Origin of the sequence: Mycobacterium sp. PDNC021, from assembly GCF_048282635.1 — a bacterium.
GTDB classification, from domain to species: Bacteria; Actinomycetota; Actinomycetes; order Mycobacteriales; family Mycobacteriaceae; genus Mycobacterium; species Mycobacterium llatzerense.
The window spans coordinates 4,022,602-4,035,455 of sequence record NZ_CP182502.1; the positions used below are offsets into that span (position 1 = coordinate 4,022,602).

10 protein-coding genes are annotated in these 12,854 nt (G+C 68.5%); 2 read left to right on the top strand and 8 right to left on the bottom strand.

Annotated features, from left to right (window positions below):
* Window positions 1-33: 33 nt before the first annotated feature.
* The 8 genes from ACNO8X_RS19195 to mqo form a co-directional block, all read right to left on the bottom strand.
* Window positions 34-1,446, bottom strand: a complete 1,413-nt coding sequence (locus ACNO8X_RS19195; protein WP_418002285.1) for an alpha/beta hydrolase — start codon at window positions 1,444-1,446, stop codon at window positions 34-36.
* 32 nt (window positions 1,447-1,478) lie between these two features.
* Window positions 1,479-3,014 carry an MFS transporter gene (locus ACNO8X_RS19200; RefSeq protein WP_418005959.1) on the bottom strand — a complete coding sequence of 512 codons (1,536 nt, stop codon included), beginning with the start codon at window positions 3,012-3,014 and terminating at the stop codon, window positions 1,479-1,481.
* 55 nt (window positions 3,015-3,069) lie between these two features.
* A complete protein-coding gene (cobA, locus tag ACNO8X_RS19205) occupies window positions 3,070-4,296 on the bottom strand; it encodes a uroporphyrinogen-III C-methyltransferase (RefSeq protein ID WP_418002286.1) in 1,227 nt (408 codons plus the stop codon).
* Window positions 4,293-5,669 (bottom strand): cobyrinate a,c-diamide synthase, encoded by a 1,377-nt coding sequence (locus ACNO8X_RS19210; protein WP_418002287.1) that lies wholly within the window; start codon window positions 5,667-5,669, stop codon window positions 4,293-4,295. Before ACNO8X_RS19210 ends, cobA begins: the two co-directional genes overlap by 4 nt.
* Window positions 5,670-5,745: 76 nt before the next feature.
* Window positions 5,746-6,360, bottom strand: a complete 615-nt coding sequence (cobO, locus tag ACNO8X_RS19215; protein ID WP_043986179.1) for a cob(I)yrinic acid a,c-diamide adenosyltransferase — start codon at window positions 6,358-6,360, stop codon at window positions 5,746-5,748.
* A gap of 24 nt (window positions 6,361-6,384) precedes the next feature.
* The gene (locus ACNO8X_RS19220) at window positions 6,385-8,262 is read right to left on the bottom strand and encodes a magnesium chelatase subunit D family protein (RefSeq protein ID WP_418005960.1); all 1,878 of its coding nucleotides are present in this window, start codon (window positions 8,260-8,262) and stop codon (window positions 6,385-6,387) included.
* 5 nt (window positions 8,263-8,267) lie between these two features.
* Entirely contained in the window at window positions 8,268-8,729 is a 462-nt protein-coding gene (locus ACNO8X_RS19225) for a GNAT family N-acetyltransferase (protein WP_043393698.1), read from the bottom strand.
* 15 nt (window positions 8,730-8,744) lie between these two features.
* Complete coding sequence (gene mqo, locus ACNO8X_RS19230; RefSeq protein ID WP_418002288.1) at window positions 8,745-10,241, bottom strand: malate dehydrogenase (quinone); 1,497 nt, start codon at window positions 10,239-10,241, stop codon at window positions 8,745-8,747.
* Between the two features lie 114 nt (window positions 10,242-10,355).
* Between mqo and ACNO8X_RS19235 the strand changes: the two genes are divergently transcribed.
* Window positions 10,356-11,417: an alpha/beta hydrolase gene (locus ACNO8X_RS19235; RefSeq protein WP_418002289.1), complete on the top strand. Its 1,062-nt coding sequence runs from the start codon at window positions 10,356-10,358 to the stop codon at window positions 11,415-11,417.
* A gap of 4 nt (window positions 11,418-11,421) precedes the next feature.
* Window positions 11,422-12,798 (top strand): mycothione reductase, encoded by a 1,377-nt coding sequence (mtr, locus tag ACNO8X_RS19240; RefSeq protein ID WP_418005961.1) that lies wholly within the window; start codon window positions 11,422-11,424, stop codon window positions 12,796-12,798.
* Window positions 12,799-12,854 lie beyond the last annotated feature (56 nt).

Here is a 12,854-nt window from a genome sequence, read left to right on the forward strand (position 1 = left end):
GAGCCCCGACCACCGGGCGAAGATGACGACCGGCTAGAGCGTCGGAGCGGCGTGCGGGCCGGCCGCAGTCGTCGGGCCCGGGGTGTCGGGCCTCGCCGGCGTGCCGGGCGCACTCCCAGCCTTCGGCGTCCGGATCTTCCCCGCGACCCACGGCAGCGAATCAGCGAATGACTCGTTGGCGAAGCCCCAGTCGTGCAGTCCGAGGAGTGCCCGGACCTCGGCGTTGATCCCGTGCTGCTGGGCAATCTCGCAGAGAGTGCCCGCAGCGATGTCCTGGCCCTCCGGGTTCGCGCGTGCATCACGCGGGACGCCGGGGCCGGGTGCATTGCACGCGGCGGCGGTGCCAGGGATCTCGAACAGGCCGGAGATGCCGTGGTAGCGGCCGTACTGGCGCATCACGGTGCTCGGATCGAACTCAGCCCATTTGGCTGCGTCGCCGCCATACAGCCGCGCGATGGTCTGGTCCTTGGTGCCGATGTTCGGGCTCAGATCGCCGGCGATGTCGACGAACGCGCTGAAAAGGTTGGGATGGCGCGTGGTCAGCTGTACCGCGCAGGTGCCGCCCATCGACCAGCCGACGATGCCCCAGTTCTCGGGCTTGGGGCTGACGCCGAAGTTCGAGATCAGGTAGGGCACCACCTCTTTGGTCAGGTGGACCGACGCGTTGCCGTGGCTGCCGTTGACGCATTCGGTGTCGTTGTTGAACGAACCGGTGGCGTCGGCGAAGACGAACACCGGCGCCTCACCGCCGTGCGCCGCCGCGTAGTTGTCGATCGTCGCCTTGGCGTTGCCCGCCCAGATCCAATCCGCCGGGGTGTTCAGCTGCGAGCCGATCATCATGACCGTCGGCAGCGGCGGAGGCGGATTGCTGGCGAACCAGGCCGGCGGCAGGTAGACGAGTTCGGCGCGATGGGCGAAACCCGATTCTTGCGAGCTGGTCGAGATCGGCACCACCACCCCACGCGCCGGCCGGATGCCCTTGAGCTGCATGGCCGTCACCGTCCAGCGGTCGACCTCGTCGGGCACCTTGCCGACGGTGAACTTGTGCCACGCCACGTACGCCGTCGGGAAGTAGCCGACCCACAGATTCAGCATCAGCAGCGCGCAGACTGCGCACAGCGGCACGGCCACCAAGGCCATTCCGCGGCGCCGCCAGTGGGACCCGCGCCAGCCGAGGATCAGGACCGTGGCGGCGAACCCGCCGAGCGCCGTCCAGATCCACAGCCCCACCGGCGCCGGGTCACCGGCGATACCGAGCGAGGTGATGTACCAGTACAGGGCGCCAGCGGACGCGGCGCCGACGGCCAAGGCCACGGGCAGCCGCCTGACGCGCCATTGCGGAGACCGTCGCCCGACCGCGTAGCACAGTGCCGCGAAAGTCAGCAGCTGGATGGTGAAAGGCAGCCACCCATGCGTCAGCGACGCATGGGTGACGAACGAAGGCACGCCGAAATTCTCCAGGAAGAAACTGCGCGGGCTTAAAGCTCTCCCGCGTCCAGCGCGTCCTTGGTGTCCTGCGCCGCCGCGACTTCGTCGGCGGTGTAGGTGATGAACAGCGCCACCACACCGACGATCACTGCCACCGCGGCGACCCAGAGCAGGCCGTAGGTGTAACCGTGGTCGAGGGCGGTGTGCTGCGCCTCATTCATCTTGGCGACCGGACCGGTGGTCCCGCCCAGATACAGGGTGCGCGAGGTGATGACGGCCTGGATGATGGCCAACACCACCGGGCCACCGAGGTTCTGCAGCATCAACGCGATGGCCGAGAGCGGGCCGATGTCGCTGAGCGCCACGCCGGCGATGGCCGACACGGTCAGCGGCACCACGATCATGCCGATACCGAAACCACCGACGGTGATCGGGATGACCAGGTTCGGGAAGTACGGAATGCCGCCGTTGAGGGTGGAGCCGTAGATCATCGCGGCGAGCACCATGACGCCACCGGCGATCACCAGCACTCGCGGTGAGAACATCGCCACCAGCTGCGAGGACAGGCCCAGGCCGATGCCGAGGGCGATGACGAACGGGATGAAGCCGATGCCCGCCTTCAGCGCGCTGTAGCCCATGATGTCCTGCACGTACAGGCCGATCAGCACGGTCAGCGTGAACATCACGCCACCGGCCAGGAAGACGGCCGCGAAGGTCGCCACGCGGTTGCGGTCCCGGAACAGGTTGAACGGAACGACCGGGTGCTCGGCGGAACGCTCGACGAACAGGAACGCCAGGAACAGCACGGCAGCCGCGGCACCGGAGCCCAGCGTCAGCGGGGACATCCAGCCCTTCTCCGGGCCCATCGAGAAGCCGAACACCGCCGCGGTGCAGGCCAGGGTCGCCAGGATGGCGCCGGCTGCGTCCAGCTTCATGCGCTCGCGGTTGGTCTCGGTCAGGGTGGTGCGGGCCAGGTAGATCATGATGATGCCGATCGGCACGTTCACCAGGAATGCGTAGCGCCACGAGAAGACGGTGAGGGCACCGCCGACCACAAGTCCCATCACCGAGCCGACGCCGGTCATGGCCGCGAAGATCGCGGTCGCGGCGTTACGGGCCGGGCCCTTCGGGAACGTGGTTGCGACGAGCGCCAGGCCGGTCGGCGACGCGATGGCCGAACCGACACCCTGCAGCAGTCGGGCGGTGACCAGGGTGGTCTCGTCCCAGGCGACGCCGCAGAGGATGGAAGCGATGGTGAAGAGCGCGACACCGACGATGAAGGTGCGCTTGCGGCCGATGGTGTCGCCGAGGCGCCCACCGAGCAGCATCAGACCACCGAAGGTCAGCACGTAAGCGGTGATCACCCAGCTGCGGCCGGCGTCAGAGAGGCCGAGCTCATCCTGAATCTTAGGAAGGGCAACGATGGCGACAGTGCTGTCCATCGTGGCGAGCAGTTGCATGCCACCGATGGCAATGACTGCGGAAAGGAAGCGGGGCGACGGCAGCCAAGCTGGATACCAGCTCTTTCGCTCGTCCTCGGTTTGTCCCACGTGCATGGAGAGCGGTTCGCGGCGGCTGTGTGCCATGGCGGTGCGCTCAGCGTCGTTGAGAGCCGTCATGAAAAGCTACCTTACAGTAATCTTAAGATTTCTTTAACCCTGCGAACGCCGCGACGTCCCCGATCACGATGATTGCGGGAGGTCGGATCCCCTCCGAACGGATGTCTTCCGGCGCGTCGGCAAGCGTGGTCTGCAACGTCTGCTGCGCCGCCGTCGTCCCGTGCTGGACCACCAGGACCGGTGTTTCCGCAGGTCGGCCACCTTGCAGCAACACCTTGGCGAAAAGTTCGATCCGCTCGACGGCCATCAGCAGCACGATGGTGCCGCGCATCGCGGCCAGTGCGTCCCAATTCACTAACGATTCCGGGTGTCCCGGCGCGACATGGCCGCTGACCACCACGAATTCGTGCGTCACCGCCCGGTGGGTGACCGGAACGCCGGCCAGGGCCGGAACCGCTATGGCACTGGTCACACCGGGTACGACGGTCACCGGAATGCCCGCATCGGCGCATGCCAGCACCTCTTCGTAACCGCGCGCGAAGACGAACGGGTCGCCGCCTTTGAGCCGGACCACGAACTTGCCTTCACTGGCCCGGTCGATCAGGACGGCGTTGATGGCGTCCTGGGCCATCGCCCGGCCGTACGGAATCTTGGCGGCGTCGATCACCTCGACGTGCGGGCCGAGTTCGGCGAGCAGCTCCTGCGGGGCCAGCCGGTCGGCGACCACCACGTCGGCGTGGGCCAACAGCCGGCGGCCGCGGACGGTGATCAGCTCGGGGTCCCCCGGCCCACCGCCGACCAGGGCCACTCCGCTGTAGCTGTCGGGTTCGGTGGCGTCGCCGATGGCGCCGCGCTGCAGGGCCTCGCGGATCGCGGTGCGCAGCGTCGCCGAGCGCCGGTGCTCCCCACCGGCCAGCACGCCGACCGTCAGGCCGTCGTACTCGAAGGACGCCGGGGTCACCGCCGAGCCTTCCAGGCCGGCGTCGGCGCGGACGCAGAAGATGTGGCGCCGGTCCGCCTCGTCGGCCACCGCAGCGTTGACGGCCTCGTCGTCGGTCGCGGCGAGCACGTACCAGGCGCCGTCGAGGTCGTCGTTCTGGAATTCCCGCGATGTGAGAGTGATGCCGGTGCCGTCGGGGTTGTCGACCAGCGCTTCGACCACCGGGGTGGCGACGGGCGCGACAACGTGCACGTCGGCGCCACTGGAGATCAGCAGCGGCAGGCGGCGCTGGGCGACGCTGCCGGCGCCCACGACCACGACCTTCTTACCGGTGAGGCGCAGGCCGACGAGGTAGGCGTTCTGAGTCACTCGGCGAGTTTAGTTGCCGCGGATACGAACCGACGCACCGAGTGCGGGTGCGCGGCCGGATGGGTGTGCAGGTAGCCGGCGTGCACGCCGCCGCGGACGGCCCCGTCGTGCACGGTGGTCTGCCCGGCGCCCCGGAAAACCCAGGCCGGCGGCTGCTCGTCGGTGAATTCGACTGTGGTGCGGTGAAATTCATGGCCGGTGACGCGCTCGCCCGCGGCGTGCATGCTGGAGTCCACCATCGCGACAGCGTCCCGGTAGCCGAGGGTGAGCCGCTCGGTGAAGCGCGCCGAGCCGGGCAGCACGCCACACATGGGGTGTCCGTCGAGGTCGTCGACCAGGTAGGTCAGCCCGGCGCATTCGGCGTGGACCGGTGCGCCTGTCGCGGCCAGCGCGGCAATCTGTTGCCGGACAACGGCATTGGCGGACAGTTCGGCGGTGAACTGCTCGGGGAAACCACCGGGGATGACGAGCGCCCGGGTCCCGTCCGGCAGCGGGTCGGTCAGCGGGTCGAAGGCCGCGACCTCGGCACCGGCCATGCCGAGGAGCTCGGCGTGCTCGGCGTACCCGAAACTGAAGGCCTTGCCCGCGGCCACAGCTACTGTCACAGCCGCGGTGGCGCTCGATATCGGCTCCAGTTCAGGAACCCATGCCGGCGCCAACGCCCCGATCCCCGTGCACCGGACGATGGCTTCTATATCGACGTGGCGGGCGACGAGTTCGGTCATGACGTCGACGGCCTCGTGCGCCCGACGGCCATGCTCGACGGCCGTCACCAGGCCGAGGTGCCGGGACGGAATCTCCAGTCCACTGTCCCGCGGGATCGCGCCGAACACCGGGACACCCGCCTGCTCACAGGCCTGGCGCAGGACCTGTTCATGCCGCGGCGACCCCACCTTGTTGAGGATCACCCCGGCGATCCGCACCGCCCGGTCGAACGTCGAAAAGCCATGCAGCAGAGCGGCAATGCTCTGGCTCTGGCCACGCGCGTCGACGACCAGCACCACCGGTGCCCCGAGCAAACCGGCGACGTGTGCCGTCGATCCCGGCGCCGGGGACATCGGCTGATCGGTGATGCGCCCGTCGAACAGGCCCATGACGCCCTCGATGACGGCGATGTCGGCGCCCACGCTGCCGTGCCGGTAGAGCGGCCCGATCAGGTCGTCACCGACGAGGACCGGGTCCAGGTTGCGGCCGGGCCGGCCGGTGGCCAGCGCGTGGTAGCCGGGGTCGATGAAGTCCGGTCCGACCTTGGCCGCGCTGACCCGATGCCCGCCGCGGCGCAGCGCACCCATCAGACCGGTGGCGACGGTCGTCTTGCCGCTGCCCGACGCCGGCGCCGCGATCACCACCGCCGGCGTAGGAGAGGTGGTCACTTTTTCCTCGCGAGCAGACGTAAAACTGTCGTTTTCGGACGAAGAACGACCGTTTTGTGTCTGCTCGGCAGCGAAATCACCACTCGATGCCGCGCTGGCCCTTGCGGCCGGCATCCATCGGGTGCTTGACCTTGGTCATCTCGGTCACCAGGTCGGCGGCGTCGAGGAGCTGCGGCGGGGCGTCGCGGCCGGTGATCACCACGTGCTGGGTGCCGGGGCGGGAGGTCAGCGTCGACACCACCTCGTCGATGTCCAACCAGCCCCACTTGAGCGGATAGGTGAACTCGTCGAGGACGTAGAAGTCGTGCTGCTCTGCTGCCAGCCGGCGTGAGATCTCGGCCCAGCCTTCGACGGCCGCGGCGGCGTGGTCCTCGTCGGAACCCTGCCGGCGGGTCCACGACCAGCCCGAGCCCATCTTGTGCCACTGCACCGCTCCCCCGACGCCCTGCTCGTCGTGCAGCCGGCCGAGCGCCTGGAACGCCGCTTCCTCCCCGACCTTCCATTTGGCGCTCTTGACGAACTGGAACACCGCGACATCGAAGCCCTGGTTCCAGGCGCGCAGCGCCATGCCGAAGGCCGCGGTGGACTTCCCCTTGCCCGGGCCGGTGTGCACCGCCAGGATCGGCGCGTTGCGGCGCGCTTTGGTGGTCAGCCCGTCGTTGGGGACGGCCGACGGTTGTCCTTGTGGCATAACGTTTCTTCCTGCCGAATTCTCTTATGCCGCGGCTTGCCCGGCCCGGACCACTCGGGCCAGGCTGTCGGCGCGCAACTGCTCCAGTTGCACAGCGGGCGCACCCAGTTGACCGGCCAGCTGCTGCGCCAATCCCAGTCGAATATAAGAGGTTTCGCAATCGACGACCACGGCGGCCGCCCCCTCCGCGACCAGGAGTCCGGCAGCGGTCCGGGTCCGGCCCAGCGGATCTGGTCCGCCCGTCGCGCGGCCGTCGGTCAGCACGACCACCAACGGCCGACGGGCACGATCGCGGGTCTTCTCCCGCAACACCACGTCGCGCGCGGCCAGCAGCCCTTGGGCCAGTGGGGTTTTCCCGCCGGTGTCGAAACGTGCCAGGCGCCGGCTGGCGATGTGCACCGACGAGGTGGGCGGCAGCAGCAGCGCCGCCTCGGCCCCCCGGAAGGTGACGACGGCGACCTTGTCGCGGCGTTGATAGGCGTCGCGCAGCAGCGACAGCGTCGCGCCACTGACTGCTGACATGCGGTCCCGTGCCGCCATCGAGCCTGAGGCGTCGACCACGAAGATCACCAGATTGCCTTCGCGCCCTTCGCGAATCGCGTGCCGGACATCGGTCGGCGCCACCTGCAGGCGGCCCGGCTGCGGACGACGGTCCGCCGCGGCCAGCAGGGTGCCGAAGACGTGCACACCGTGCCCGGCCTGGGCATCGTCGGTGGCCGAGATCGGGGTGCCCGTCCGGTTGCGGGCCCGGGACCGACGGCCCGGGGCGCCCTCCCCGACCCCGGGTACGACGAGCGCCCGGGTCCGGAACGTCGCCGACGGTGGGGCGCTGGGCCGCGACGCGCTGCCGGGTCCGGCCGAGTTTCCTTGCGGTGCGGCCTCTTCCGAGCCCTCCGCGGAGACCCCGCCACCTGGCGGATCGGGATCAGGCTCAGGGTCGGTCTGCGCCTGCGCATCGGCCTGGGCCATCGCGTCGTCGAGCTGCTGCGGGTCCAGGCCCGGGTCGTCGAACGGATCGCGCCGGCGCCGGTGCGGCAGCGCGAGTTCGGCCGCGACCCGGATGTCTTCCTCGGTCACCACCAGGTCATTCCCCGTCGCTTCGCTCACCCCGGTCGCGCCGCGCCACGCGGCATGTGCGACGGCCGTGCGGGCCACCACCAGATCGGCGCGCATGCCGTCGACGTCGAACGCCGCACACAAGGCCGCGATCCGGCGCAACTCGTTGTCGGGCAACAACACTGTGGCCACCGCGGCGCGGGCTTTGGCGATCCGGCCGGCCAGTTCGACATCGTCGGCGGCGTACCGCTCGCTGAACCCGGCAGGGTCCGCTTCATAGGACATCCGGCGTCGGATCACCTCGACCCGGACATCGACGTCCCGGGAGGCGTAGACGTCAACGGTCAAGCCGAACCGGTCGAGCAGCTGCGGACGCAGCTCGCCCTCTTCCGGATTCATGGTGCCCACCAACATGAATCGGGCCTCGTGCGAATGCGAAACACCGTCGCGCTCGATGTGGACCCGGCCCATCGCGGCGGCATCGAGCAGCACGTCGACCAGGTGGTCGTGCAGCAGGTTCACCTCATCGACGTAGAGGACGCCGCCGTGCGCGCGGGCCAGCAGGCCCGGCGAGAAGGCATGTTCGCCGTCGCGCAACACCTTCTGCAGATCGATCGAGCCGACCACGCGGTCCTCGGTCGCACCGATGGGCAACTCGACCAGGCGGGCATCGGCATCCACGGCCGCCAGCACCTCGGCGAGACCGCGCACCGCAGTCGATTTGGCCGTGCCCTTCTCGCCGCGAATCAGCACACCGCCGATGTCGGGGCGCACGGCGCACAACACCAGCGCGAGCCGCAGCCGGTCCTGCCCGACGAGGGCACTGAACGGGTACGGCGCCGTCACGGCACTCACCGACTCTCCGATCCGTGCCGGACCATCGGCACATGGGGAATACCGTCTTCGAGGAATTCCTCACCGTCCCGGACGAATCCGAGCCGGGTGTACATCTCCTCGAGATAGGTCTGGGCGTCGATTCGGCAGGGGTAGCTGCCAACCTCGGCGAGGGCCGCCTGCATCAGCCGGGTGGTGTGCCCCTGACCGCGGGCGGTGCGTTTCGTGCACACCCGGCCGATCCGGAACACCTTCTCCCCGCCGGGATGCTCTTCCATCAGGCGCAGTGTCGAAATGACCTGCCCGTCAGGGCTTTCCAGCCAGAAATGCCGGGTCTCGGCCAGCAGGTCGCGGCCGTCGAGTTCGGGGTACGGGCAGGCCTGCTCCACCACGAAGACCTCGACCCGCAACTTCAGTAGCTCGTAGAGCGTTGCGGCATCGAGATCCTTGGCCCAGCTGCGCCTCGGCGCGACGCTCACGCGACCACCTGCGGATCAGGCCGGCTGGTCGAGTTTGAGCGCCTTGGTTCCCCAGTCCCACACCTCGCGGTACAGCTTGGGTTCACCGGACAGGTCGACGCCCAACGAGGGCACCATCTCCTTGAGCTTGGGCAGCCAGGCCTGGTAGCGGTCACCGAAGCAACGCTCCAGCACCTCGATCATGGCCGGCACCGCGGTGGAGGCACCCGGCGACGCACCGAGCAGACCGGCGATGCGGCCGTCCTCCGCGGTCAGGACCGTGGTGCCGAACTCCAGCACGCCACCGATGCCCTTACGGCGGATCACCTGCACGCGCTGGCCGGCGACGTCCAGCTCCCAGTCGGAATCGACTGCGCTGGGGGCGAATTCACGCAGCGAATCCACCCGCTCGCCCTCGCTGAGGGCCAGCTGCTCGAGCAGGTACTTCACCAGGCCCAGTTCGGTGACGCCGACGCCGAGCATCGACGCGAGGTTGTTGGGCTTGACCGACAGCGGCAGATCGGTGATCGAGCCCTGCTTGAGGAACTTCGGCGACCAGCCGGCGAACGGACCGAACAGCAGCCACGACTGGCCGTTGATGATGCGAGTGTCCAAGTGCGGCACCGACATCGGCGGGGCACCGACCGACGCCTGGCCGTACACCTTGGCCTGGTGCGCCACCGTCAGGTCCTGGTTGTCGGTACGCAGGAAGGCGCCGCCGACCGGGAACCCGCCGAAGCCCTTGGCCTCCGGGATGCCGGCCTTCTGCAGCAGGTGCAGCGCGCCGCCACCGGCGCCGAGGAACACGAACTTGGCGTTGATCTTCTGCCGGTCGCCGCTGCGCCGGTTGACCACGTTGAGCTTCCAGCTGCCGTCGGACTGCTTGCTGAGGTTGGTCACCTCGTGCCCGAACATCGTGGTCATGCCCCGCTGTGCGGCGAACCCGATGAGCTGCTTGGACAGCGAACCGAAGTCGACGTCGGTGCCGTCGGTGGTCCAGTTCAGTGCGACCGGCTCGGCGAAGTCGCGCTGCTCGGCCATGAACGGCAGCCGACGGGCGAACTCGTCCTTGTCGTCGATGTACTCCATCGTCGAGAACAGCGGGTTGGCGACCAGCGCCTCACGGCGCTGGCGCAGGTAGTCGAGGCTGTCGGCGCCGTGCACGAAGCTGACGTGCGGGATGGGGTTCAGGAAGCTCTTGACGTCCGGCAGCACGCCGTTCTCCACGGCGTACGCCCAGAACTGCCGGGTCACCTGGAACTGCTCGTTGACGTGGACGGCCTTGGTGATGTCGATGGTGCCGTCGGCGTTCTGTGGCGTGTAGTTGAGCTCGCACAGCGCCGAGTGGCCGGTGCCGGCGTTGTTCCACGGGTCGCTGCTCTCGGCGGCGGCTCCGTCGAGACGCTCGATCATGGTGATGGACCACTCCGGCTCCAGCAGCCGGATCAGGGCCCCGAGGGTGGCGCTCATGATTCCCGCGCCCACGAGGACGACGTCGGTCTGTGCGCTCCCAGCTACGTTTGCATTCGACACGTGATCGCTCGTCCTTCGCACTCGGGTTACCCGCCGGTATTGACGGATGCTCGGTGCTCAAGGTTATCGCGACCGACTTCGCCGTTGACGCGCTATCTCCTCCCATCGACCATGATGTTCGTCGCAGTTAGGGTTGAGCCTGTGACGCCGCAGGAGCCACAGGGACAACCCGAGTGGCAGCCGGACGTGCTGCCCGGGTACTGGCAGCAGACCATCGCACTGGGTCCCGACCCCGACGGAGAGGGCGACCTGGTCGCCACCGTCGTGCGGCGCGGGCAGCCCGGGCGGGTCGCGCACGCGGTCTTGGTCGTTCATGGCTATACCGACTACTTCTTCCACACCGAGCTCGCCGACCATTTCGCCGCACGCGGTATCGCGTTCTACGCGATAGACCTGCACAAATGCGGACGGTCGCGGCGCCCCGGGCAGACCCCGCACTTCACCACGGACCTGGCGTCGTACTACGAGGAGCTGCGTCGGGCCCTGCAGCTGATCGCCGCGGACACTGCCGGCGCCAGGGTATGCCTGTACGGCCATTCCGCGGGCGGGCTGATCGCGACGTTGTTCGCCGACCACCTGCGCAGCGCCGGCGCGCTGGCGTCCCACCATGTCACCGGCCTCGTTCTCAACAGCCCGTTCTTCGATCTGCACGGGCCGGCGGTCCTGCGGTCGGCGCCGGTGTCAGGCGCGCTGCGGGCGCTGGCCCGGTATCGCAAGTTGGCGGTGATCCGGCAGCCGACCGAGGGCGGCTACGGCACGAGCCTGCATCGCGATCACGGCGGGGAGTTCGACTACAACCTGGACTGGAAACCGTTGGGCGGCTTCCCGGTCACCATCGGCTGGATCAACGCCATCCGGCAGGGCCAGCTGCGGCTGCACCGCGGGCTGGACGTCGGGGTGCCGAACCTGATCCTGCGGTCGGACCACACGGTGGCCGAGACCACCACCGGCGCCGGGATGGACCGCGGTGACGCCGTGCTGGACGTCGAGCAGATCGCCCGGTGGGCCGGCTGCGTCGGCAACCGCAGCACCATCGTCCCGGTCACCGACGCCAAACACGATGTGTTCCTGTCGCTGCCGGCGCCGCGCGCCGTCGCGTTCGATGAGCTGAACCACTGGCTGGACGGGTACCTCACCCGGTCGGTCTCCTCCACCACGCAACATGAACAGGCCTGACGTCATGCAGCATTACGACCTGACCATCATCGGAACCGGTTCGGGCAACAGCGTTCTCGACGAGCGGTACGACGACCTCAAGGTCGCGATCTGCGAACAGGGCACGTTCGGCGGCACCTGCCTGAACGTCGGCTGCATCCCCACCAAGATGTTCGTCTACGCCGCCGACGTGGCCCAGACCATCCGGCACAGCGCCACTTACGGCGTCGACTCCCACATCGACGGCGTGCGCTGGCCGGACATCGTCAAGCGGGTCTTCGGCAGGATCGATCCGATCGCGTCGGGCGGCGAGCACTATCGCCGCAGCCTGCCGAACATCACGGTGTACGGCAGCCACACTCGCTTCGGCCCGACCCTGCCCGACGGCCGGTACACGCTGCGAACCGCCGCCGGCGACGAGTTCACGTCCGACCGGGTGGTCATCGCCGCGGGCTCGCGCAGCTCGATTCCCCCGGCCATCGCCGACTCCGGCGCCCCCTACTTCACCAGCGACGACATCATGCGAATCCCGTCGCTGCCCGAACATCTCGTGATCGTCGGCGGCGGCTTCATCTCCGTGGAGTTCGCGCATGTGTTCTCGGCGCTCGGGTCGAAAGTGACCATCGTGCTGCGCGGCGACCGGCTGCTCAAGCGCTGCGACGAAGAGATCTGCCGGCGCTTCGGCGCTGTCGTCTCCAAGAAATGGGACGTGCGCACCCATGAGAACGTGGTCGGCGCCCGCCAGGACGGTGACATCGTCGTGCTGGAATTCGACGACGGCGAAACCCTGACGGCCGACGCCCTGTTGGTCGCGACGGGCCGGGTGCCGAACGGCGACCTGCTCGATGTGCATCTGGCCGGCGTAGAGCTGGACGACGACGGCTACGTCGTGGTCGACGAGTACCAACGCACCACGGCGCGTGGGATTTTCGCCCTCGGTGATGTGTCGTCGCACCATCAGCTCAAGCACGTGGCCAACCACGAGGCCCGCACCGTGAAAGAAAACCTGCTGCGCGACTGGGACAGCGAGCTGGTCGCCAGCGACCACCGGTTCGTGCCCGCCGCGGTGTTCACCGACCCGCAGGTCGCGATGGTCGGCATGAACGAAGCCGAGGCGCGGGCAGCCGGTTTCGACGTCGTGGTCAAGGTGCAGGACTACGGCGACACCGCCTACGGCTGGGCCATGGAAGACACCACCGGCGTGGTCAAACTCATCGGCGAGCGCGGCACCGGCAAGATTCTGGGCGCACACCTCATGGGCTATCAGGCCTCGTCCCTGATTCAGCCGCTGATCCAGGCCATGTCGTTCGGACAGACGGCGCAGGACGTGGCCCGCGGCCAGTACTGGATTCATCCGGCACTGTCCGAGGTCATCGAAAACGCGCTGCTGGGACTGGTTTAGCCGTGGGCCGAGTCAATCCCCGCCGGTGAAGTCAATCCCCGCCGGTGAACAGAATG